The 23,017-nt window shown below is 63.5% G+C and carries 24 protein-coding genes; 14 read left to right on the top strand and 10 right to left on the bottom strand.

Going from position 1 to position 23,017, the window contains the following annotated elements; all coding sequences use genetic code 11:
* The 3 genes from VNT00_RS11535 to VNT00_RS11525 form a co-directional block, all read left to right on the top strand.
* Positions 1–385: FAA hydrolase family protein (locus VNT00_RS11535; RefSeq protein ID WP_491700830.1), on the top strand; the 385-nt coding region annotated here is incomplete at its 5' end.
* A gap of 22 nt (positions 386–407) precedes the next feature.
* Positions 408–1,205 (top strand): HpcH/HpaI aldolase family protein, encoded by a 798-nt coding sequence (locus tag VNT00_RS11530; RefSeq protein WP_325587584.1) that lies wholly within the window; start codon positions 408–410, stop codon positions 1,203–1,205.
* A 2-nt stretch (positions 1,206–1,207) separates the two neighbouring features.
* On the top strand, positions 1,208–2,677 hold the full coding sequence (locus tag VNT00_RS11525) for an NAD-dependent succinate-semialdehyde dehydrogenase (protein WP_325587582.1): 1,470 nt from the start codon (positions 1,208–1,210) through the stop codon (positions 2,675–2,677).
* 83 nt (positions 2,678–2,760) lie between these two features.
* Here the strand turns inward: VNT00_RS11525 and VNT00_RS11520 are convergent, their stop codons facing one another.
* From VNT00_RS11520 to VNT00_RS11510, 3 genes are read right to left on the bottom strand one after another with little or no spacing between them, the layout of a single operon-like run.
* Positions 2,761–3,546: a helix-turn-helix transcriptional regulator gene (locus tag VNT00_RS11520; protein WP_325587580.1), complete on the bottom strand. Its 786-nt coding sequence runs from the start codon at positions 3,544–3,546 to the stop codon at positions 2,761–2,763.
* Positions 3,547–3,550: 4 nt separating this feature from the next.
* Positions 3,551–4,699: an aromatic ring-hydroxylating dioxygenase subunit alpha gene (locus VNT00_RS11515; RefSeq protein ID WP_325587578.1), complete on the bottom strand. Its 1,149-nt coding sequence runs from the start codon at positions 4,697–4,699 to the stop codon at positions 3,551–3,553.
* A 9-nt stretch (positions 4,700–4,708) separates the two neighbouring features.
* On the bottom strand, positions 4,709–5,749 hold the full coding sequence (locus tag VNT00_RS11510; protein ID WP_325587576.1) for an aromatic ring-hydroxylating dioxygenase subunit alpha: 1,041 nt from the start codon (positions 5,747–5,749) through the stop codon (positions 4,709–4,711).
* A 299-nt stretch (positions 5,750–6,048) separates the two neighbouring features.
* On the opposite strand from VNT00_RS11510, the gene hpaR reads away from it, so the two are divergent.
* Complete coding sequence (hpaR, locus tag VNT00_RS11505; protein WP_325587574.1) at positions 6,049–6,591, top strand: homoprotocatechuate degradation operon regulator HpaR; 543 nt, start codon at positions 6,049–6,051, stop codon at positions 6,589–6,591.
* 119 nt (positions 6,592–6,710) lie between these two features.
* On the opposite strand, the gene VNT00_RS11500 is transcribed toward hpaR, so the two are convergent.
* From VNT00_RS11500 to VNT00_RS11485, 4 genes are all read right to left on the bottom strand, one after another.
* Positions 6,711–7,877 carry an ABC transporter substrate-binding protein gene (locus tag VNT00_RS11500; protein WP_325587573.1) on the bottom strand — a complete coding sequence of 389 codons (1,167 nt, stop codon included), beginning with the start codon at positions 7,875–7,877 and terminating at the stop codon, positions 6,711–6,713.
* 124 nt (positions 7,878–8,001) lie between these two features.
* Positions 8,002–8,634 (bottom strand): uracil-DNA glycosylase family protein, encoded by a 633-nt coding sequence (locus VNT00_RS11495; RefSeq protein WP_325587571.1) that lies wholly within the window; start codon positions 8,632–8,634, stop codon positions 8,002–8,004.
* A gap of 141 nt (positions 8,635–8,775) precedes the next feature.
* Positions 8,776–9,324: a VOC family protein gene (locus VNT00_RS11490; protein WP_325587569.1), complete on the bottom strand. Its 549-nt coding sequence runs from the start codon at positions 9,322–9,324 to the stop codon at positions 8,776–8,778.
* A gap of 27 nt (positions 9,325–9,351) precedes the next feature.
* Entirely contained in the window at positions 9,352–11,073 is a 1,722-nt protein-coding gene (locus VNT00_RS11485) for an FAD-dependent monooxygenase (protein ID WP_325587567.1), read from the bottom strand.
* Positions 11,074–11,321: 248 nt separating this feature from the next.
* On the opposite strand from VNT00_RS11485, the gene VNT00_RS11480 reads away from it, so the two are divergent.
* Entirely contained in the window at positions 11,322–11,975 is a 654-nt protein-coding gene (locus VNT00_RS11480) for a TetR/AcrR family transcriptional regulator (protein WP_325587565.1), read from the top strand.
* 235 nt (positions 11,976–12,210) lie between these two features.
* On the opposite strand, the gene VNT00_RS11475 is transcribed toward VNT00_RS11480, so the two are convergent.
* Together VNT00_RS11475 and VNT00_RS11470 are read right to left on the bottom strand one after the other, a co-directional pair.
* Entirely contained in the window at positions 12,211–12,336 is a 126-nt protein-coding gene (locus VNT00_RS11475) for an MFS transporter small subunit (RefSeq protein ID WP_325587563.1), read from the bottom strand.
* Between the two features lie 12 nt (positions 12,337–12,348).
* The gene (locus VNT00_RS11470) at positions 12,349–13,752 is read right to left on the bottom strand and encodes an L-lactate MFS transporter (protein ID WP_325587561.1); all 1,404 of its coding nucleotides are present in this window, start codon (positions 13,750–13,752) and stop codon (positions 12,349–12,351) included.
* A gap of 368 nt (positions 13,753–14,120) precedes the next feature.
* On the opposite strand from VNT00_RS11470, the gene VNT00_RS11465 reads away from it, so the two are divergent.
* Positions 14,121–15,017, top strand: coding sequence for a bestrophin family protein (locus VNT00_RS11465; RefSeq protein WP_325587559.1), 897 nt, complete (start codon positions 14,121–14,123; stop codon positions 15,015–15,017).
* A gap of 112 nt (positions 15,018–15,129) precedes the next feature.
* Here VNT00_RS11465 and VNT00_RS11460 read toward each other — a convergent pair whose 3' ends face one another.
* Complete coding sequence (locus VNT00_RS11460) at positions 15,130–15,777, bottom strand: TetR/AcrR family transcriptional regulator (protein ID WP_325587557.1); 648 nt, start codon at positions 15,775–15,777, stop codon at positions 15,130–15,132.
* A 288-nt stretch (positions 15,778–16,065) separates the two neighbouring features.
* On the opposite strand from VNT00_RS11460, the gene mhpA reads away from it, so the two are divergent.
* The 8 genes from mhpA to VNT00_RS11420 form a co-directional block, all read left to right on the top strand.
* Positions 16,066–17,685 carry a bifunctional 3-(3-hydroxy-phenyl)propionate/3-hydroxycinnamic acid hydroxylase MhpA gene (gene mhpA, locus VNT00_RS11455; RefSeq protein WP_325587555.1) on the top strand — a complete coding sequence of 540 codons (1,620 nt, stop codon included), beginning with the start codon at positions 16,066–16,068 and terminating at the stop codon, positions 17,683–17,685.
* 28 nt (positions 17,686–17,713) lie between these two features.
* The gene (locus tag VNT00_RS11450; RefSeq protein WP_325587553.1) at positions 17,714–18,979 is read left to right on the top strand and encodes an ABC transporter substrate-binding protein; all 1,266 of its coding nucleotides are present in this window, start codon (positions 17,714–17,716) and stop codon (positions 18,977–18,979) included.
* A gap of 51 nt (positions 18,980–19,030) precedes the next feature.
* Positions 19,031–19,750, top strand: a complete 720-nt coding sequence (locus tag VNT00_RS11445; protein ID WP_325587551.1) for an ABC transporter ATP-binding protein — start codon at positions 19,031–19,033, stop codon at positions 19,748–19,750.
* On the top strand, positions 19,747–20,466 hold the full coding sequence (locus tag VNT00_RS11440) for an ABC transporter ATP-binding protein (RefSeq protein ID WP_325587549.1): 720 nt from the start codon (positions 19,747–19,749) through the stop codon (positions 20,464–20,466). The genes VNT00_RS11445 and VNT00_RS11440 overlap by 4 nt, the downstream gene beginning before the upstream one ends.
* A complete protein-coding gene (locus VNT00_RS11435; protein ID WP_325587547.1) occupies positions 20,463–21,326 on the top strand; it encodes a branched-chain amino acid ABC transporter permease in 864 nt (287 codons plus the stop codon). Before VNT00_RS11440 ends, VNT00_RS11435 begins: the two co-directional genes overlap by 4 nt.
* Positions 21,327–21,360: 34 nt before the next feature.
* Entirely contained in the window at positions 21,361–21,594 is a 234-nt protein-coding gene (locus tag VNT00_RS11430) for a hypothetical protein (protein ID WP_325587545.1), read from the top strand.
* A 22-nt stretch (positions 21,595–21,616) separates the two neighbouring features.
* Positions 21,617–22,744 (top strand): branched-chain amino acid ABC transporter permease, encoded by a 1,128-nt coding sequence (locus tag VNT00_RS11425; RefSeq protein WP_325587543.1) that lies wholly within the window; start codon positions 21,617–21,619, stop codon positions 22,742–22,744.
* On the top strand, positions 22,741–23,017 hold a 277-nt coding region (locus VNT00_RS11420; RefSeq protein ID WP_325587541.1), incomplete at its 3' end, for a dioxygenase. The genes VNT00_RS11425 and VNT00_RS11420, both read left to right, overlap by 4 nt.

Raw genomic sequence — 23,017 nt, 5'->3', positions numbered from 1 at the left:
CATCGATGCCCGCATCGAGCAGTTCGACCGCGACACCAAGGCCCCGCGCAAGGTCTTCGACACCATTTCCGACTTCGCCGCCAACGCCGGCATCGTCACCGGCGGCCTGCCCGTGCGGCCCGACAGCGTCGACCTGCGCTGGGTGGGCGCCATGCTTTACCGCAACGGCGTCATCGAGGAAACCGGCCTGGCCGCCGGCGTGCTCAACCACCCGGCTAACGGCGTCGCCTGGCTGGCCAATAAAATCGCGCCCTACGGCGAACAGCTCAATGCGGGCGACGTCGTCCTGGGCGGCTCGTTCACGCGCCCCGTCGGCGCCAAGCAGGGCGACACCTTCCAGGCCGACTACGGTAAATTGGGCCAGATCGCCTTCCGATTCGTCTAAACGCAAAGCAGGAACCTCATTCATGGATATGCCCCGCAACACCTTCAAGCAGGCGCTGGCCGAGCGCCGGCCGCAACTCGGCCTCTTCCTGGGCCTGGCCAACCCCATCAGCGCCGAAATCATGGCTACCTGCGGCTACGACTTCCTGCTCATCGATGCCGAACACGGCCCCAACAACGTGCCACTGGTGCAAAGCCAGCTGCAGGCCATGGCCCCCCATCCCGTACAGTGCCTGGTGCGCCCGGCCAACCACGACGCCGCCCTCATCAAGCAGTTGCTGGGCGTGGGCGCGCAAACCCTGCTGGTGCCCATGGTGTACAACGCCGAACAGGCGCGCGCCATCGTCAGCGCCATGCACTACCCGCCCAAGGGCATACGCGGCGTCGGCACCGGCCTGGAGCGCGGTTCGCGCTGGAACGCCGTGCCCGACTACTTCGCCCAGGTCGAAGCCAACACCTGCCTCATCGTACAAATTGAATCGCGTACGGCTCTGCAAAACCTGGATGCCATCGCTGCCGTCGAGGGCGTGGATGCCGTGTTCATCGGCCCGTCCGACCTGGCCGCCTCCATGGGCCATCTGGGCCAGCCCGGCCACCCCGAGGTCAAAGCCGCCGTGGAACAGGCGCTGAAGCGCATCACGGCCGCCGGCAAGGCGGCCGGCGTGTTCTGCGCCGACCCCGCCATGGTCGAATCCTTCCAGGCCAGCGGCGCCAGCTTCCTGGCCCTGGGCGCCGATACCGGCCTGCTGCGCAGCGCGGCCACCAAATTGATCAACAGCGTGCGCCCCCAATCGGTGCGCGCCGCCGGCGCGGGCTACTGACCATGACCGAACTCCACGCTCCGCAGCTTGCCGACCCCGCCCTGCTCCGCCGGCACTGCTATATAAACGGCCAATGGCAGGAAGCCGACAATGGCGCCCGCCTCGATGTTCTCAACCCGGCCACCGGCCAGGCCATCGCCAGCGTGCCGCTTGCCGGCGCCGACGAAACCCGCCGCGCCATCCTGGCCGCCGAACAGGCGTTGCCGGCCTGGAAAGCCAAAACGGCCGCCGAGCGCGCCCGCATCCTGCAGCGCTGGTTCCAGTTGCTGATGCAGCACCAGGAAGACCTGGCGCGTCTCATGACGCTGGAGCAAGGCAAGCCCCTGGCTGAGTCCCGGGGCGAAATCGCCTACGCCGCGTCGTTCATCGAATGGTTCGCCGAGGAAGGCAAGCGCGCCTACGGCGAAGTCATCCCCTCGCCCTTCCCCGACAAGCGCCTGCTGGCCGTCAGGCAACCCGTCGGCGTATGCGCGGCCATCACGCCCTGGAACTTTCCCGCGGCCATGATCACCCGCAAGGCCGGGCCGGCGCTGGCCGCCGGCTGCACCATGGTGGTCAAGCCCGCCGAACTCACGCCTCTTTCGGCGCTGGCCCTGGCCGAACTGGCCGAACGCGCCGGGCTGCCGGCCGGCGTCCTCAATATCGTCACGGGCGATCCGCGCGCCATCGGCGGCGAGCTGACTTCCAGCCCCGTCGTGCGCAAGCTTTCGTTCACAGGCTCCACCGAAGTCGGACGCCTGCTCATGGCCCAATGCGCGCCCACGGTCAAGAAGCTCTCGCTGGAACTGGGCGGCAACGCGCCGTTCATCGTCTTCGACGACGCCGACCTGGACGCCGCCGTGCAGGGCGCCATCGCCTCCAAGTACCGCAACTCCGGCCAGACCTGCGTCTGCACCAACCGCTTCCTGGTTCAGGCCGGCGTCTACGACGCCTTCAGCCGCAAGCTGGCCGAGGCTGCCCGCCAATTGAAGGTTGGCGACGGCCTGGAAAACGGCGTCGTCCAAGGCCCGCTCATCAATGAAGCCGCCGTGCAGAAGGCCGAACGCCTGATCGCCGACGTCGTCGCCAAGGGCGGCAGCGTCGCCACCGGCGGAAAACGCCACGAGCTGGGTGGATTGTGGTTCGAACCTACGGTGCTTACCGGCGTCACGCCCGCCATGGACGTCGCCAGGCAGGAGATCTTCGGGCCCGTCGCCCCGCTGTTCCGCTTCGACGATGAGCAGCAGGCCGTGGCCATGGCCAACGACACCGAGTTCGGCCTGGCCGCCTATATGTACACCCGCGATTCGGCGCGCCAGTGGCGCGTTTCCGAAGCACTGGAATACGGCATGGTCGGCATCAACACGGGGCTGATCTCCACCGAGGTCGCTCCCTTCGGCGGCATCAAGAGCTCGGGCCTGGGCCGCGAAGGCTCGCGTCACGGCCTGGACGACTACCTGGAAATCAAATACCTGGCCATGGGCGGCATGTAGGCCGCCTGGCGGCCGAGGGCGGCCTGCCGGCGCAGGCAGGCCCGCCCCCGGCCATCGGCGCAACTACGGCCCAACGGTCGCCATCATTGCCCGCTGACCACCGCCGACATGGCGTTCATGTATTTGGCGTACAAATCGCTTAGCGAGTTGACCTGCAGTTTCTTGTAGACACGTTTTCTAAGCGTCCTGACCGTGTGCGTGCTGATCGACAGATCCAGGGCCACGCCTTCGTTGCTGGCGCCGGCCAGCAAGCGCTGGCACACCTGCATCTCGCGCCGTGACAATGTTCGCAGCGCATGCCGCTCGGCCGCGTAAGGCTCGGACAAGGTCTTCATGGTGGGCAGGCTGGCCTGGCCGATACGGTCCACGTGCTGCCAGATGGCGGCCATGAGAACCGGCGCCAGAGCCTGGGCGTCCAGCAGGTTCTTCTTGCTGAATTTGCCGCTGGCATCCAGCCTGTACAAGTTGCAGAAAGCCATGCCCTCGCTGCGGTTGCTGACCACCGAGAGCTTGTCGCACAAGCCGGTTCTTTCAAAAAAAAACGCGCTGTAGGTCGGCGAGGCATTGAGGCGCTGGTCGAAGCGGGTGACCACCGGCTCGTCGTCGCCCAGTTCGCGGAACGACGACACGCTTTTATCCAGCATGTGATAGCGCTCGAGATAGCGCTGGTTGATGGTGTTGGCGATGCGCGCGGAAAGCAGGCCGTGGGTGAAAAGCCCCAGGATGTGGTGGCGCCCCACCAGGTGCGCCACCACGTGGTCCGCCCCCACCGCCGCGTACATCAGTTCGAACACAGCCGCGGCAAAGCCGTCGTTGCCGATATTGTCGACAAGACGGCCCAGCTCGCGATAAGGCGGGCGTGCGCTCATGCGCTCAAACGGCGGCTTCCTTGCGAGCCGGCGCGCTGACCACCTTTGGCCCGGCGGCCTTCGCCAGGCCCTCCGCATCGGCGCGCTGCTTGATGTAGCGGCGCATGGCCACCGAAGGGCCGTCCGCCCCGACGGAGATCTCGTACATATCGTCGGGGCTCGTGGTTTGCCAGACCTGCTCCAGGGCCGCCATGCCCTCGACGTCCTCGTTGAACGCCTCGAACAGGTTTTCGTGCATGAACTGCGTGATGCTGTCGTCTTCCAGGCCGAAGTCGCGGCCGTGCACAATGAAATAATGGCAGCTCGAATGCGTTTGCGGCGTAAGGATATGCGCGGTCTTGATGCGCGAAACCTTGCGCTGCGCCTCGGGCAGCTTGTTATCGTAGAAGCTGACGTTGACCTGGTGGAAGGCCGGCGACTTGAACTCGGACTTCACGATGCGCGCCGCGGTGGTGCAGCCCTCCAGCCCGGTGGGCTTGGCCCACAGCGGAGGCAGCGTGGTGGGCACCACGTCGCGATACAGCGCGAAATAGCCGTCGCCGATCTCGGACTTGAACGCTGCCTTGGCGTAGTCGGGCGTGCCGAAGGTATTGGCATGCAGGAACGACAAATGCGTAAGATCGAGCAGGTTCTCGTGCATGCTGATGTAGTTGGACTGCAGCTCGAAATAGCCGCTGGACTTCGCCCAGTTGGCCTCGCTCAGCCATTCCTGCTCGACCAGGCGCGACTCGTCGGCTTCGTCGGGGTCGCCCATCCAGATCCACACCAGCGGGCCGCGCTCGACCACGCGGTAGCGGGCCACGCCCAGGTCGCGCGGGCATTTGGCGGACGACGGCACATCGATGCAATCACCCTCGGCATTGAAGCGAAAACCATGGTAGCCACAGACGATGGTGTCGCCTTCCAGCTTGCCCAGCGACAGCGGATACGCCCGGTGCGCGCAGCGGTCGGACAGGGCCACGACTTCGCCGGCCTCGGTGCGGAACAGGACGACGCGCTTTTCGAGCAGGATGCGCGGCAGGAATTCGCGGGTGACTTCGCTGGAGAACGCGGCGACATACCATTCGTTGTAGACGAAGGGCGTGCTGCGGTTGGCCATGCTGGCGGAACTTTTCTTGAGCGCCTGCAAAACGGGGGCGGGAGGTAAGGACATGGTAGTCTCCTAAGCGGCGCGAGCCACGGTCTGTTCTGTTGAAATAAGCCTGCCCATCAGCCAGCGGAAATGCCCCAGCGCGTTGTCGACGTTCAGCGGCATCATTTTGAAGCTGGGGTCGAGCGACAGCGTATGGGCCTGGGCATGGATCATGTCCCAGTCCTCCTTGAAGCCGGCCACCACCGTGGCGTGCAGCTTTTCGGTGACGGAGGGATCGTCCAGGGCGAAGTTGTGCGCCTGCGAAAAGAAATAGTGGGTGCTGGTTTCCGTCTCGGGGGTCAGCGCCTGCGCGCTGCGGAACTGCACGCCGCCCTCGCGGTTGCCTTCGCGGGCGCCGCCGCCGGCCGGCGCACTGCCCGAGTCCATGAGCAGCACGCCCGGCACGACGAAGTCGTAGATGTTCCAGCGGTCGACATTCTGCGTCCAGCCGGTGAGGTCTTTGACGAAGGGCGCGGGCGGCGCGTCCATGAACCAGCGTTCGACCCGCAGGCCGTTGTCCAGCCGCTTTACATCGGCCCGCGTATTGGCATAGTCCGCGCTGCCGCCCAGGGTTTTCTCGTGCACGAAAGGCAGGTGCGAGAAGTCCAGCAGGTTGTCGGCGATGAGCAGGTAGTTGACGTCGTAGTGCATGTTGCCGCCGGGCTTGTAGCGCCACTGCGGGCTGTCCAGCCAGTAGGTGTCGGGGATGAGGCTGGCGTCTGCCTTGTCGGCCTCGCCCATCCAGATCCACACCCATTTATTGCGCTCGACAACGGGAAAGCCGCTCAGGTTGGCGCCGGGCGGAATACGTTCTTGTCCCGGAATATGGGTACAGGCGCCCTGCGCGTCGAACTTCATGCCGTGGTACATGCAGCGCAGCTCGTCCCCTTCGATGCGCCCCTTGGACAAGGGCGCGCCCCGATGCGGACAGCGGTCGGGCAGCGCCGAAACCTTGCCTTGGGCATCGCGCCACAGTACGACGGGAATACCCAGAATCGTGCGGGGAAGCGGGGACTGAGCGGTGATTTCCTGCGACCAGCCGGCCACATACCAGGTATTTTTCAGGAACATGGTTGTCTCCTAGTTCTTTGGTTCGCCGCATTGCGGCTTTCTTGAAAGTATAGTTCCTGGCTCGAATAATTCCATACCTCGAATGAGGTACTTTTTTCCGTTTCATGGAATTTCCCGGAATTTTCATCCTGACGCAATATTTTGTTTTATATGAATATTTTTCAAATATGCCAAGCGCCGTCCGGGTTCGGCCACACGCCCAACAATTTAATACATTAACTATTCCGGAAATCCGCGGCGCATGCGCTAAAGTAGAGCCTTTACGATCTCCGGGCTCCCGCCGTCCTTCGCGCCACGCCATGAACAATAATAAATTCCAGCACCGCAACCTGCCCATGCTCTTGCTGCGGGCGCGCGAGTCGGTCATGCGCTATTTCCGCCAGGATCTGAAAAAGCATGGCCTGACGGAGCAGCAATGGCGCGTAATCCGGGTGCTCAATGAATTCGGGGAAATGGAGACCGGCCGTGTCGCGGAAGAATCCTGCATTCTCGCGCCCAGCCTGAGCGGAATTCTGGACCGCATGGAGCAGAACGGCCTGATCGTGCGGCACCGCCTTTCCAGCGACCAGCGCAAGGTGTTTGTCGACCTGACCACCCGCAGCAAGAACCTGGTGGGCGCCATCAGCCGGTCCATCGAAACCCAGTACGGCACCCTCAAGGAACTGCTGGGGCAGGAAAGCCTGCTTTCCGCCTACGCACTGCTGGACACCCTCATCGCCCTGCCCGACCCGGCCCAGGCCGCGGCGAAGGTGGTGCGGACGCCCCTGAGCGCCAGGGCCAAAACACCGGCCAGCGCCCAAAAAGCCAGGGCAAAGCCCGCTTCCGCCTCGAAAGACAAATAGGCCTCCGAAAAGGAGGCCTCGGAAACCAGCGCGCTGCTTGCCTGGTTCATGCATTCAAACTGATGCGAGTCCGCCAGACAGCCCCTGTGGACTGCCGGCGGCTGCAAACCCGCCAATCTTTATTGGTCGGCCTTGTCCAGCACCCACTTGCCGTCCTGGATCCTGACGATGACGCGGCCACGCTTGTCCAAACCCGAGTGGTCGGTGGGGGTCATGTTGAAAACGCCCGCGTTGGCCGGCAGCTCTTTCACGTTTTCCAGCGCATCACGCAAGGCAACACGAAACTCGGGCGTGCCCGGCTTGGCCTTTTTGCCGGCTTCGGGCAAGGCACGTTCCAGCAACAGCAGCACGTCGTAGGCCTGAGCCGCAAAATTCGAACGCGAATTCTTGCCGAACTTGCTTTCATACAGCGGCACGAACTTGGCGCTGGCCGCCTTGGTGGGGAAGCTGTCGGGCAGTTGCTCCCAGACCAGGTTCGGGCCAACCGGCAGGAAGCCGCCGTTCAGCGCCTTGCCGCCCACGCGCAGGAAGTCCTCGGTCGCCGCGCCATGTGTCTGGTAAATAAGGCCCTTGTAGCCGCGATCGACCAGCGTGGCATGCGGCAATGCCGCCGGCGTGCCTGAGCCCGCAACCAGCACCGCGTCGGGGTGGCCGCCCATGACGCGCAGCACCTGGCCCGTTACGCTCTGGTCCTTGGGGTGAAAGCGCTCCACGGCAACCAGCTTGATGCCGTGCTTTTCCGCCAAGGGCTTGATCTCGTTCAGCCAGCTGTCGCCATAGGCATCGCCGAAGCCGATGAAGCCCAGGGTCTTGACCTTCTTGCCAACCATGTGCTCGATGATGGCCTGGGCCATGAGCGAATCGTTGGCCGCCGTCTTGAACACCCATTTACGCTTGTCGTCCATGGGGGTGACGATGCGCGCCGAAGCGCCCAGGGCGATCAGCGGCGTTTGCGAGCCGGCAATGGCCTCGATGATGGCCAGCGACTGCGGCGATGTGGACGAACCCACGATCAGGTCGACTTTGTCGCCCAGGAACTGCTTGGCGTTCTTCACCGAATTGGTGATGTCGCTGGCATCGTCCAGCACCCTGAAGTTGACGTCGTAGCCCGCGATCTTGCTGGGAAACAGGCTGATCGCATTGCGCGCGCCCACCCCCAGAATGGCCGCTGGCCCGGTGGTCGGCACCGTAACCCCCACATTGACCGTCTCCGCCTGCGCGCCCACGGTAAAGGCGGCGGCAAGCGCAACGGTTGAAATACAAATGGCACGCCAGGTTCGTCTCATGGTTCCCTCTTCGGTTATGGTGAAAATAATTAATATGTTAAGAAAATTGGATAATATATTAATTATTATGCCGATAGGGGTAAATACAGAACAAACCCTTAAAAAAGAAAAGCCGGCTCCGGCGTCAGGAAAGCGCCGCGCGCACGTCCGCCCGCAATACCGGCAGCATCTCGGCTTCGAACCAGGGGTTGCGCTTGAGCCAGTTGTTGTTGTGCCAGGACGGATGCGGCAGCGGATAGATATGGCGTGCGGGATCCGCCCGGTAGACCTCGCGCCAGGACTGCACGGTTTCGTTGACGCCCTGGCGGGTGGCTTCCTTCCCCAAATGCCAGCGCTGCGCATAGCCGCCTATCGCCAGCAGCAGCCTCAGGTTCGGCAGGCGCCTGAACAACTCTTCGTGCCAGAGTTCGCTGCACTCGCGGCGCGGGGGCAGATCGCCGCTGCCGGGCTTGGTGCCCGGAAAGCAGAATCCCATGGGAATGATCGCGACCCTGGACGGATCGTAGAATTCGTCCTCCGCGATTTCCATCCATTCCCGCAAGCGAACCCCCGAAGCATCGCTGAATGGACGCCCGCTGGCATGGACCCGCGCTCCGGGCGCCTGGCTGGCAATGCAGATGCGGGCCGTTTCCGAAACCTGGATGACCGGCCTGGGCTCGTGATCCAGCGGTTTGCCGTAGCGGGGCTGGTCACGGCAAACCCTGCAGGCGCGGATGGCGCTTACATAGGCTTCAAACGACTTGTTTTCGAGGGTCACGGCAGTATCCTGAGGGAATAAGGGGAAAAACCTGCTCCCTATGATCGCGCAGCGCCCCCCACCTGGCAAATCGCCTTCCGGCCATCCGGGTCCATGGCTCCCAGCATGCTGCACATGCCATACATGCCGGATACAGAATTGCTACACCCCGTCCGGACGGTGCAGAAGATCGGACTCGGGCTCGCCCGAGCCCATCCGCACCAGCATGGCCTCAGGATCGAACTCGATGCCGATGGGATTGCGACTGAACGCTGCGCTGCGCATCCAGGCGTTGGCGGATTCCGCGTCGGGAAAGCTGTCCACCTGGAGCTCGATCTGGTTGCCGTCGGGATCGGCGTAGTACAGCGACACCGTGGGGCCGTGATGGATGGAGCGGCGCGGCAGAATGTTCTCGGCCTTGAGCCGCACATAGGTGCCCATGAGCTCGTCGAGCGAGTCGTAGGCAAATGCGGTATGAACATGACCGACCGCGCCCTGCTCGGGCCGGGCCGGGTAGTCGTCCATGGCCAGCAGGGCGATGCGGTGATGCTCTTCGTCGTAGGTCAGGAACGCCACCTTATCGGAAGCATAGGCGATGCGCGTGCCGAGCACGCAGCCATACCAGGCCACCATCCGCTCGAGCTGATTGGTTCTAAGGGCGATGTGCGCCAGGCGCCGCGGCGGCCGGGTGTACGGGGGAATCGTGGTCATGGGTGCTGCTCCTTGCGGAAAACGGTTTTATGCGGTTTCGAGAACGGCCTCTTTCGAGCCGGTGACAATGGCCTGGACAACCTGCCTCAGCACCTCGTCGGGGTCGTCGGCCCCGCCCCGGGAACGCCACGCCACATGGCCGTCCGGCCGGACCAGAACGGCCCCTTCGGGACTGATTTCGTACAGCTCGTGAAACGAACCCTGGTTATCGACCAGATCGCCGTCCGGGCCGACCCGGAAAGCGCCGCCCTCCAGCCCGGCGCCAACAGCCGCCTTGCGGAAGGCCGCCAGCCAGGCATGCCCAAGACGCCCCGCCAACAGCGTGAACGTCAAGTCCTTGAAGAGATCGATGGTGGACAGCGGAGCACCCTCACGCCACCGCAGCCAGCAGTGCGGCGCCCGGGCGCCGGGAGCGGCAGTGGGGGTATAGGTATTCACTTCGCCGGGCGGAATATCCGCCCCTTCGTCGAAAATCAGCGCGGAGCGGTACACATAGCCGAAGGTCTGGCCGTGATATTCGAAGTGCTCGCGCTGCAGCGGAATGGCCTGGCGCATGCGGGAGATGTCTTCTTCGCGGAAGTCCTCGGGCGTGCGCATGATGCCTCCCAAGCCCGCCGCCTCCATCTTGCGGGCGTTGCGCACGCTTTGCTCGACATTGAAGCGGATGACCGGCAGGCGTTCCGTTTCGTAGCTGTCGAGCAAGCCGTCGCCGGCTTTCCCCTGGACCACGAGGGCCAGCTTCCAGCATAGATTGTGAACATCGCCCACGGCGGTGTTCATGCCCTGGCCGCCGGTGGGCGGCAAGGGGTGCGCCGCATCGCCGGCCAGGAACACCCGGCCGGCGCGCAGGCTTTCGGAAACCCGCGCCTGCATGCGCCAGACGCGCACATCTCGCACGCGCGGCTCGAGCTGTTCGACGCCCACGACCGCCTTGACGATTTGCGTGCAGCGTTCGTGGGTGAAGTCCTCGGGGCTGTGCTTTGCCGGATCGTAGCAAAAGTTGTAGGTCCAGCGATATCGCCCGTCCAGGGCAATGAGCACGCCAACCGTTGTGTTGTTATAGATCCACCACAGCAGGTTGGGTTTGTCCTTCACCCAGGGCCAAAGATCGGCCTCGAAGTACACGCCGATTTGACTGCCCATCGGCCCGTCGCCGGCAAGCTCGATGCCCAGCGCTTGCCGCAGCGCCCCCCTTGCGCCGTCGGCGGCAATCGCATACTGCGCGCGCACTTCGCGGCTCCGGCCATCGCATCCGGTGATGCAGGCCCGGACCTCGTCATCGTCCTGGTCGAGCGCATCGAGCCGGGTGCCGAATTGCACGCTGACGGACGGCAGGGATTCCGCCGCGCGGCGCAATATGGGTTCCAGCACGTCCTGGGGACACGAAGTCTTGGCGCTGGGGCCGTAGCTTTCGAACAGGCGGTTGCGCAGTTTGTCCGAACCGGTGCGGATGTCGCCGATCATCTCGCCGGCCACGGACCGCACGAACGCGACTCCCTGATTGCGGTCATGTGGAACGGCCCGGGCGCGCACGGCCTCTTCCTGCCCCCAGTTCCTAAGGATTTCCATTGTGCGTGCGCTGACGACGTGGCCGCGCGGATGGAAGGAAGTCGAGGGATGCTTCTCGACGAGAAGCGTCTTGACGCCGCAGCGTCCAAGGGCGATGGCGGCAGCCAGGCCGCAAGGCCCGCCGCCGACGATGATTACCTCAAACGAGTCGTCCTGTGCGAAACACGAAGATGGAGCCATGGCGCCCTCTGAAAAATATTGACTAATAGTCAGTTAATTTCAAAAAATACAGCCAGGGGTGAATTTTTTACGTCTTTATGCGCCAAAAACGCAGCGTCCCTACTTGGACCGGCATTTTTACCGCAGGCTGGAGCCGTAAAAAATACTGACTTTCAGTCAATATTAAATCAAAAAATAAGGCTCGGTGATAGTGGTTTTCCCTTGCCCGCGGTTGCAGGCGGCGCCTGTTTTTCGGCTATTATTTGCGCATGAACCAGACCGCAGCCCCCTCCTCCCGCAAAGCCACGGCAAAGGCGCCGAAAGCGCCGTCGGGCAAGCAGCGCATTCTCGATGCCGCCGAGAGCCTGTTCGCCAGACACGGGTTTCCTGAGGTGTCCGCCGCCGAAATCGCCAAGCAGGCCGGCGTCGCGCACGGCCTGCTGTTCCATCATTTCGGCTCCATGGACGAGCTCTACGCCGAGGTCTCGCGCACGGCCGCCCAAAGCATGGATGCCGCGCAACTGCATGCCTTTCGCGGCAAGACCGCGAGGCTTCAAATCGCCTCTTTCCTGCGCGCCCACATGCGGGCCATCAAGCAGCGCGAGGGCGATGCGCTGTTCCGCTCCCGCTCGCTCAATACCAGCGTCAGCGGCACGATCACGCAAATCTGGGAAGCCTCCCGGCAGCGGGCCATAGACAAGCTGTTCGAAGTACTGGGCATTGCCAGCCCGACCGAGAAAATGCGGGTGTGCCTGCGCGCCTGGATCGCCTTTCACGACCAGTTGGTCGCGGGCTGGCTCACGGAAAAAACCCTCACCCAGGCGGAAGTGCTCGACTGGACGCTGCGCCAGCTCGACCAACTGGCCCAGAACATACTGGGCGCCGACCTGGACAAGGCCATCCCCCAGGAGCGTGGGCGGTAGAAACGTTCGAGGCGAAAAGCCGGCTGCGACAGGGCAGATTTTTGACGATTCGCCGGCCCATAGTGGTTCTATGGGCCAAGAAGCGGCGGAAATATGAACCGAGCAGACGGCTTTGCAGCCCGGACTGTTTCTACCGCCCACGCTCCCAGGGCGGACAAGCATAACGTGCGGACGGAAACGACTGCGGGGCGGTTGCCCGCCCCGCATGACAAACTACCGGCAAACCGTTTTCAGTCTACTGGAACAGCCTCATGGCATTGGCCAGTGTTTTCAATACGCCAAACACCAGGGGTATGCCCACGAACCCCCATGCCAGCACAAGCTGCAAGGTCGTCGTGCGTTTGTAATTGGTATTTTCCATGGTTCGCCTCCGTTAAGCGCCAGCCGCATTGCCGACGGTCTTCCCCGCCATGGCCGACATCTCGTTTTCGCTCTTCATGTGGTAGCGGCTGTGAACCGCCTTCACGAGAAGGTTGCAGATGAATCCGAGCACGAACAGCCCGGCCATGATGTACATGGTGGTGTTGTAGGCTTGCGCCTTGGGTACGTCGTGCGCAATGTTATAGGCCCGGATGTAGTTGACCATGACCGGGCCGAAAATGCCCGCGGCCGACCAGGCGGTCAACAGCATGCCATGGATCGCGCCCACGTACTGCGTGCCGAACATGTCCCGCAGATAGGCCGGCACGGTCGAGAAGCCGCCGCCGTACATGCTGATGATGATGCAGAAGCACGCGACGAAAAGCGTGATGCTGCCGACCGAGCCGGTGTGCGGAATGGCGCAGTACAGAAGCAGGCCAAGAACCATGAACACGAAATAGGTGTTCTTGCGGCCGATGAAGTCCGACACCGAGGCCCAGGCGAACCGGCCGCCCATGTTGAACAGGCTCATGAGCCCCACGAGGCCCGCCGCCGCGATGGGCGTGATGCGCCCCGGGAACATCTCCTGGCTCATGGCCGAGGCCTGCCCCAGGACGCCGATGCCGGCCGTGGTGTTGACGCACAACACGACCCAGATCAGCCAGAACTGGGGCGTTTTCAGGGCGTCGTACACATAGACATTGTTGCGGGTGATCATCTTGGTGGCCTGCACCGGCGCCACATAGCCCTCGGGCTTCCAGTCGGGCGGCGGCACCCGCACGATGATGGATCCGACAATCATGAAAATGAAATAGACCACGCCCAGAACGACGAAGGTTTCCATCACGCCGATATGCGTGCTGGTGGTGAACTTGCCCATCAGCCACACCGAAAGCGGCGAGGCAATGAAAGCGCCGCCGCCGAAACCCATGATGGCCATGCCCGTGGCCATGCCAGGCCTGTCAGGAAACCACTTGATAAGCGTGGAGACCGGCGAGATATACCCTATGCCCAGCGCTATTCCCCCCAATACCCCGTACCCTAGATACAGCAGCCATAGCTGGTGTATGGAAACGCCGATGGCCGAAATGAAGAACCCGCCAGCCCAGCAGCACGCGGCCGTGAACATGGCCTTGCGCGGGCCGCCCTCTTCGACCCAGCGCCCGAATACCGCCGAGGAAACACCCAGGAAAAAGATGGCCAGCGAGAAAATCCAGCCCAGTTGAGTCAGCTTCCAGTCGTCAGGAGCCGACTCGTTGATACCGATCAATCGGGTCATCGGCAGGTTGAAAACACTGTATGCGTAGGCCTGGCCGATGCAAAGATGCACGCAAAGCGCCGCGGGGGGCACCATCCATCGGCTAAAACCCGGTCCAGCTACCGTACGGCTTCGTTCCAGAAAGGACGTTAATTTCATTTTTTCTCCTCCAAAAACTGCAGCCCCAGGGGGCGTAGGTAACGCTTTATTGACGTTATCGGCGGGCCGTAAATTATGAGTTTTAAGGAAAATAGCCCGAACATATCCCCGCGTAACCGAGAAAAGCGTAACGTATTTCATAAGCCCGATCTATAAATTTCGACCCCTTTTTTGGCGTTTTCGACATATTGTTCAGCTCACTCAACAAACTGGGGAAGAACTCTATTGACAGTATTCTTTGGACTTCTTATTGTTTTTGACTGCGCTCAAAATCAGTCTTTGATCGGGCTCAGCACCGGCCGCGGCCCCCGGGGTAAACTACCAGCATTCCGTCATGCCTCGACTCGGCCTGAATAAGCGCAAAGAAAATGATCGTTCGCTCGCAGCCCAGCATCAAGGACATTCTCTTGACGATCAATGGCTCGATTCTGCCAAGGATCACGGGCCGCCTCATCCTGATTGCCATCGTCAGCGTCATCGCGATCTTCGCCGCACAGGAGCACCCGGGTATTTTTGCGCGGATCAGCGCCATTCCCTTCACGCTCATCGGCATCGCGCTGTCGGTCTTCATGAGCTTTCGCAACAACGCCTGCTACGCGCGCTGGTGGGAAGGCAGGAAGCTCTGGGGAGACATCATCATTGCCAGCCGGTCGTTCGCGCGCCAGGCCGCCACGCTGCCCCATGAAGACAAGGACTATCTTCTGCGCGGCCTATGCGCCTTCTCGGCGGGGCTGGCGGCCCGGTTGCGCGGCGCAAGCGAGCCCGAAGCCATCAAGCCGTGGTGCGACATCGGCCTGGCCCCGAACGAGCCCAATCCCACCAACACGGTACTCGACCAGATCGGAAGATACTGCCTGAAGCTGATGCACGACAAGAAGATCGAGGCCATCCACTATTCGGTGCTCGATCACCAGCTTGCCATTCTTGCCAACTCCCAGGGCGGCTGCGAGCGCATCGCGTCCACGCCCGTGCCGTTCTCGTACTCACTCCTGCTGCACCGGACCGCCCTTATCTTCTGCCTGACCCTGCCGTTCGCGCTGGCGGGATCGCTGGACTGGTGGACGCTGCTGCCCGTGCTGCTCGTGGCCTATACCTTCTTCGGCCTCGACGCGCTGGGCCATCAGCTTGAAGACCCCTTCGGCCTCGAGCCCAACGCCCTGCCCTTGTACGCCATGACCCGCACGATCGAGCGGGAAATGCTTGCCCTGCTGGGCCACCAGCAGCTACCCGCGCCGCTCGATCCGCACAACCACATATTGCATTAGCCCGCTGCCTGGCTGGCCTGCGCATTTGCCCTGCATGAACATGATGAACGCTTACTCGGGCCGGGGCTTGACCGCGTAAACGCGACCCCGACCCCGCCGATGCCGGGCTTGGCTAGCGCTTGCGCTCGGGGCTCAGCGCCGGCCGCGGGCGCATGGACAGCTCGCGCGCGGCTTCGGCGCCGATGCCGGTCATACACAGCAGCCGTTCGATGATCTGGTCCATGGAGTCGGACGGCGCCTCGCCAGATGTGATGGCCAGGCTGATGCCGAAGATCGCATGCGACGTCAGCTTCCAGACCAGCTCGGCATCCGGAATCTGGAAGCGGCCGGCGTCCGCCGCGCGCCGCATGTCGCGTATGGCAAACGGCCCCATGCAGCGGAACAGCGCATCGGAAATGACTTCGGAGCGATACAGCATCTGCTTCCAGCGCATGTCGGAAGTGGCTGTTTCCAGCACCGTGCGTATACCAAAAGCATAGACTTCGGCCGGATCCTCGAAGGCGTCGGTAGTGGCTTCGATGCGCAGCGCAAGGTCGTGCATCATTTTCTCGAGCACAGCCACAGCCAGGGCGTCCTTGGATTTGAAGTAGTTGTAGACCGTCCCGGCCCCCACGTCGGCGCGTTCCGCGATTTCAAGCATGGTCGCGGCGTCGATGCCCTTTTCGCTCATCACGCCACTGGCGGCGCGGATCAACGCTTCGCGATTGCGGCGCTGCCTGCGTGCCACACGACCTTCCGGCTCCATTTTTTCTTTCGTCATTTGATCTGATCCGGGTCACTACATTCATCAATTCGCAGTCTACTACGAAACTTTCGCCGTCCCGAGCATCGCCGGCGGCGCGGTCCATGCGAAATACACCACATATGCCACGGCATTGAATATGAGGGTAATCCATATGTGACGAACATTCATTTTAGAATTATATTCTGTTCGTGCCGCAGCAGCCCGTCAAAAATGCCCGAACCGCAAAGCCGGAGACAGGCGCAGGCCTTCGGCAGGCCCCGGACCGCCGGAGTACACAGAATGATTTTCGAGAAGGAGACCGACATGGCTCTATCCAATTCAACCTCCCCCCGGAACGCCGAAACCGACGTCGCAATCGTCGGCGCGGGCCCCGTGGGCACGCTGCTTGCCATCCTGCTGGGCAGGCAAGGCAAGCGGGTCACCCTGGTCGAGCGCTGGACGCAGGCCTACGACCGTCCCCGCGCGGTGACCTACGATCACGAGATCGCCCGCATCCTGGCGACACTGGGCATCGACTCCGAAAACGACCCCGCCATCAGCTATCACGACGAGCTGTACTACTGGAAGGACGCCAAGTTCGAGAACCTGCAGATCGTCGACTGGCAAAGCACGTCGGCCTCGGGCTGGCGCGTGCGCTACTGGTTCAACCAGCCCCAGCTTGAAAAACGCCTGACCCGCATCGCCGACGGCCTTCCCACCGTCACGCAGTTGCGAGGCTGGCAGGGCGTGGCGCTCGAGCAGGACGCCGATGGCGTCACGCTCTCCCTGCAACGAAACACCGAAGAAGCCGGAGCGGCCGCCGAGAATCGAACCCTGCGCGCCAGGTTCGTGGTCGGCGCCGACGGCGCCAACAGCTTCGTGCGCAAGAGCCTGGGCATCGAGAACGAGGACAAAGGCTATTTCTTCGACTGGCTGATTCTGGACATGATTCCGCACGGCCCCTACGACATGAAGCCGGCGCAATGGCAGTTGTGCGACCCCAAGCGACCGACCACCATCGTGCCCGGCGGCCCCGGCCGCAGGCGCTGGGAATTCATGGTTCTGCCGGGCGAATCCATCGAAGAGCTCCAGACCCCCGAACGCGCCTGGGAATTGCTCAAGCCCTGGGGCCTGACGCCGGACAACGCCACGCTGGAGCGCAGCGCGGTCTATCGCTTCCAGGCCAGTTGGGCCAAGTCCTGGAACAAGGGCCGCTGCGCCCTGGCCGGCGATGCGGCGCATCTGATGCCCCCGTTCGCGGGCGAAGGCATGTGCGCCGGCGTGCGCGACGCCTTTGCGCTGGGCTGGCGCCTCAACGCCATCCTGGAAGGCCGGCTGGGAATGGAAGTGCTCGACAGCTATACCTCCGAGCGCCTGGACCATGCCAGGCACTACATCGACTTCAGCCAGGAACTGGGCAAGATCATCTGCATTTCAGACGAAAAGCAGGCGGCCGAGCGCGACGCCAGGATGAAGGTCGAGCTGGCCGCCAGAAACAACCAGCCCGTGCCGACCGACATCTGCCAGCTCGGATCCGGCATCTGGTGCGGCGAATCGGCCCACGCGGGCGAACTATCGGTGCAGGGCCTGGTGCAGGCCCGCGGAAAACAGGACCGCTTCGACCAGGCCGTGGGCCAGGGCTGGATCCTGATCGGCCTGGATGCGGACCCCGCCGCCGCGCTGACCGGCGCCCAGCAAAGGCAATTCGCGTCGCTGGACGGCATGGCCGTAAGAGTCGGCGCGCCGGGCACGGCCTGCGATGCCGTCGATATAGAAGGCACTTACGCCAGGTGGTTCGCGCAGCTCGACGCCAAGTACGCACTGCTGCGCCCGGACTTCTACGTCGCGATCACCGCCAAGACCCCCGAGGCGCTGCAGCGGCGCTTCGACAAAGTCATGGCGCAACTTCATCTGCAAACGGCTCCGGCCGAGGCAATGGCATAAATCCACACAACAATCGGGAGACAAAACCATGGTCACAAGACGACAAGTACTCGGAACCGGCCTGGCTGCGGCGGTCAGCGCATTGGCTCTGCCGGCCTACGCCCGCAAGCGCCCCATCAAGATCGGCTACATCAGTCCGCAATCGGGCGCCTTGAGCGCTTTCTCCGAGGCCGACAAATACATGATCGAGCAGTTCCTCAAGACCGCTCCCTCCAAAGGCCTGAACGTCGAAGTGCTGGTCAAGGACAGCCAGTCGAACCCGAACCGCGCCGCCGACGTGGCCCGTGAGCTGATCGTGCGGGACAAGGTGGATTTGATACTCGTCGCCTCGACGCCGGATACGACCAACCCCGTCTGCACCATCGCCGAAGCCGAGGAAGTGCCGGTCATTTCCTCGGTCGCCCCCTGGCAGCCGTGGTTCATCGGCCAGCAGGGCAACCCCAACGACCCGAAATCGTGGACGAGCTTCGACTACGTCTACCATTTCTTCTGGGGCCTCGAGGACAATGTGTCGGTATTCCTCAATATGTGGAAGGGTGTGGAAAGCAACAAGAGCCTTGGCGCGCTGTGGCCGAACGACGGCGACGGCAACGCCTGGGCCAGCAACGTCGGCATGCCGCCCGCGGCCGCCAAGGCCGGCTACAAGCTTACCGATCCGGGGCGCTACAAGAACCTGACCGACGATTTTTCGGCGCAGATCGCCGCCTTCAAGAAAAACGAGGTGGAGATTTTCACGGGCATTCCTATTCCACCGGACTTCACCACCTTCTGGACCCAGGCCAGCCAGCAAGGCTTCAAGCCCAAGCTGGCCTCCATTGCCAAGGCCCTGCTGTTCCCCGAAAGCGTGGCGGCGCTCGGCCCCCTGGGCCACAACCTGACCTGCGAGGTGTACTGGTCGCCGAAGTTCCCGTTCCATTCCTCGCTGACAGGCGAAAGCTGCGAGGCTCTGGCCGAACGCTTCTCCAAGGCCGCCGGACGCCAATGGACCCAGCCGGTCGGCTTTACCCACGCGCTGTTCGAGGTCGCCGCCGACGTGCTCAAGCGGGCGGACGACCCCACCGACCACGAGGCAGTGGCCAAGGCCATCGCCACCACCTCGCTCGACACCGTGGTGGGCAACATCGGATGGGGCAAGGACAACGTGCCGCCTTTCGCGCGCAAGAACGTCGCCAAGACGCCCCTGGTCGGCGGACAGTGGCGGCGCAAGGCCGACGGCAGCTTCGATTTGCTGATCGTCGAGAACGGCAATGCGCCCAACATCCCCTTGGGCGGCACGCTCGAAACCCTGCGCTAGCGGAGCCGGCGCGGGCGCCAGACCAGGCGCCGCGCCAGTCCGGAGATCCCCATGCCTATTCTAAGTCTGCAGTCCGTGTCCAAATCGTTCGGCGCGCTCAAGGTCACGGACAACGTGAGCTTCGAGGTCGAGCCGGGCGAAGCGCTGGGCATCATCGGTCCCAACGGCGCCGGCAAGTCCACCCTCTTCAACCTGATCGCCGGCAATCTTCGCCCCGACAGCGGCGCCATCGCGTTCAACGGCGCCGACGTGACGCGGCACACACCCATGCAGCGCAGCATCGCGGGCATCGGCCGGTCGTTTCAGATCCCGCAGCCCTTCGGGCGCCTCAGCGTCTACGAGAACCTGCTGGTCGCTGCCCAGTTCGGCGGCGGACGGCGCGGCCGCGACGCGGGCCGGCAGTGCGTCGACATCCTCAGGCGCACCGGCCTGGAAGACGTGCTCGACGAACCGGCCGGGGGACTCCCTCTGCTCAAGCGGAAAAGACTGGAGCTGGCCCGCGCCATGGCCACCTCGCCCAGCCTGATATTGCTGGACGAAATCGCCGGCGGCCTGACCGAAGCGGAATGCGGCGAGCTCATCCGCACCATCCAGGACATCCATGCGGACGGCACGGCCATCATCTGGATCGAACATGTGCTGCACGCGCTGAACTCGGTCGTGCAGCGGCTGATGGTGCTCAACTTCGGCCGGGTGCTCATGCTGGGCAAGCCCGACGCTGTCATGGCCTCGCCCGAAGTGCGCGAAATCTATCTGGGAATCGAAGCATGACAGACCCGACCCCCTTGCTGCGGACGCAACGGCTCACGGCCTTCTATGGCGACTTCCAGGCGCTGTTCGGCGTGGACCTGACGCTGAACCAGGGCGAAACCGTCGCCATCATCGGCGCCAACGGCGCCGGCAAGACTACCTTGATGCGCGCCATCTCCGGCATTGTCCCGGCCCCGGCGGACGCCATCCGGCTGCGCGGCGAGCCCATCGGCGCGCTCTCGCCCCCCGACGTGCTGATGCGCGGCATCGCCATGGTGCCCGAAGGCCGCAAGCTGTTTCCCTCGCTCAGCGTGGAAGAGAACCTGCTCGTCGGAGCCCATGCGCGCCGCGGCAAAGGCACATGGACGCTCGAGGCGATCTACGAGCTCTTTCCCATTCTGAAAGAGCGCCGGCGCAGCCCCGGAACCGCGCTGTCGGGCGGCCAGCAACAAATGGTGGCCATCGGCCGGGCGCTGATGTCCAACCCCGACGTCCTGCTTTGCGACGAGATCAGCCTGGGGCTGGCGCCGCTGGTGATCCGCGACATCTACGCCGCCGTGCCCAAGATCAAGGCGGCCGGGGCCTCCATCGTCCTCGTCGAGCAGGACATCGCGCAGGCGCTGCGCGTGGCCGACCAGGTCTATTGCATGATGGAAGGCCGGGTGACCCTGCAGGGCGCCCCCGCAGAGCTTTCGCGCGAGGCCATCCACGATGCGTACTTCGGAGTGACGTCATGATATTGCTGAACACCATTGTGCAAGGCATATTGCTGGGCGGGCTGTATGCCCTCTTTGCCGCGGGCCTGAGCCTCGTCTTCGGCGTCATGCGGCTGGTCAACCTGGCGCACGGCGACCTCATCGTCCTGGCCGCCTTCCTCATTCTTTCCATCACCACCTCCCTGGGGCTGAACCCCTTCGCGGCGGTGCTGATCGCCGCGCCGATCATGTTCGCCGCCGGCTGGCTGCTGCAGGCCCATGTGCTCAATCGCGTTCTGGACGACGACCTCCTGCCTCCGCTGCTGGTCACCTTCGGACTGTCTGTCGTCATCCAGAACGCGCTGCTCGAAGGCTTTTCGGCCGACAGCCAGAAACTGGCCGCCGGCCCCATCGAAGCGGCATCGCTGTCGTTCGGACCGCTCACGGTGGGCGTCGTGCCGCTGATGACCCTCGCCACGGCCATCGCCGTCATTTTCGCGCTCAACCAGATCTTCTACCGCACCGCGCTGGGCCGGGCTTTCCGGGCCACTTCCGACGACGCCGTCACCGCGGGCCTGATGGGCATCCACGCCAAGCGTGTGTTCTGCATCGCCACCGGGATCGCCATGGTGGTGGCGACCATCGCCGCCCTTTACCTTGGCACCCGCGCCAACTTCGACCCGTCGATCGGCCCGGCGCGCCTGCTCTACGCCTTCCAGGCGGTCATCATCGGCGGGCTGGGGAGCTTGTGGGGCACGCTGATAGGCGGAATCGTCATCGGCCTGGCCCAGACCCTGGGCGCGGCGGTCAACCCCGAATGGCAGATCCTGAGCGGACACCTGGCCTTCGCGGCGATTCTTCTGATCCGCCCCCGCGGGCTGTTCCCGCGCGCCAACGATTAGGGCCTGTTAACCCTTACTAAGGAGTCGCGAAGCCATGAAAAAACTGACGGATCCAGGCGCCGGGCGCGGCGCGTATGTCGATACGGGCAAGCCCGGCAACGCCGAGCCGGCGGTTTTTTCATGGCTTCCCGCGGGGTTGGGTCTTGAACCGGCCGTTCGCAGCGTTGTCCCTGCTCGCAAGGCATTGAGCCTTGCTGCGCGGGACGCCTTGCGCCCGACCGGTTCAAGACCCAACGCGATCTCCTTAGTAAGGGTTAACAGGCCCTAAGCCCGTCAAGGATCCACAAGCCATGTCCACGAAAACACAGCCAGCCAAGCCCTCCAAGAAAGTCCTCCGCCTGCCGCGCGGCTCCGCCGCATCGATCGCGCTGCTCCTGGCCGCCCTGCTCTTCGCCGTCCCCATCATCGGCTCCCGCTCGATGGTGCAGGATCTGTTCATGATGCTGACCCTGCTGGTGCTGGCCATGAACTGGAACCTGCTGGCGGGCTTTGCCGGCCTCGTGTCGGTGGGCCAGCAGGCATTCGTCGGGCTGGGCGCCTACGCCATGTTCGCCGTCGTCATCCTTCTGGGCTGGGACCCCCTGATCGGTGTCGTCGTCGCCGGCGTGGTCGCCATGCTGTTCGCCATCCCCATGGCGTTCTTCACGTTCCGGCTAAGCGGCGCCTATTTCGCCATCGGCACCTGGTCCATGGCCGAGATCGCGCGCCTGTCGCTGGCCCAGTGGCACGCGCTGGGCGGCGGCTCCGGCACCTCGCTGCCGCGGGGAACCGTCAACCACATGTTCGGCGTGGCCGAACTGAAGCATCTGCTGGGCGTCAGCAGTTCGGCCGCCGCCGACACCATCACCTATTGGCTGGCCCTGATCCTGGCCATCGCCACCCTGGGCCTGTGCTATGCCTTCCTGCGCTCGCGCCTGGGGCTGGGCCTGCAGGCCATCCGCGACAACACCGAGGCGGCGCGCTCGCTGGGCATCGACCCCACCCGCCTCAAGGCGCTGGTCTTCCTGGCGACGGCGTTCGGCACCGGCCTGTGCGGTGCGCTACTATTCATACAGATCACACGGGTCACGCCCGAAGCCGCCTTCTCCGTGATCAACTGGACCGCCTTCGTGATCTTCGTTGTCGTGATAGGCGGAATCGGGACGTTGCCGGGGCCGGTGGCGGGCGTCGTCGTTTTCTACATCCTGCAGCGCGCGCTGGCGGACTACGGAACGATCTACCTGATCTTGCTGGGCCTGATCGGCATCGCTATCATGTTATTCGCGCGCCGCGGCCTTTGGGGAATGTTCAGCGATCGCACCGGCATCGATTTCCTGCCGCTGCGGCAGCGCCCGCCCACAGCCCCGGAGACCCGGCAGGCAGCTCCCAACGAAAACCAAATACACGAAACACCACTCTGGAAAGGGATACACTCATGACTCAGTTTTTCACCGAAGCAGACTCCGAAAGCGCCGTCAACGTCCGCATGGCCGAAGGCATCAACCCCCGCCTGAAGGAGGTCATGACCTCGCTTGTGAAGCACCTTCACGCGTTTGCCAAGGACATCCAGCTCAAGCAGGAAGAGTGGGACTACGCCATCGACTTCCTGACCCGCACGGGCCAGATATGCAGCAAAGAGCGCCAGGAATTCATCTTGCTTAGCGACACCCTGGGCTTCTCGATGCTGGTCGACGCCATCAACAACCGACGGC

Source organism: Eoetvoesiella sp., assembly GCF_035555955.1.
Lineage (GTDB): Bacteria > Pseudomonadota > Gammaproteobacteria > Burkholderiales > Burkholderiaceae_B > Eoetvoesia.
The sequence above is the reverse complement of the archived record's forward strand: the minus strand, read 5'-3'. Positions and strand labels throughout refer to the sequence as shown.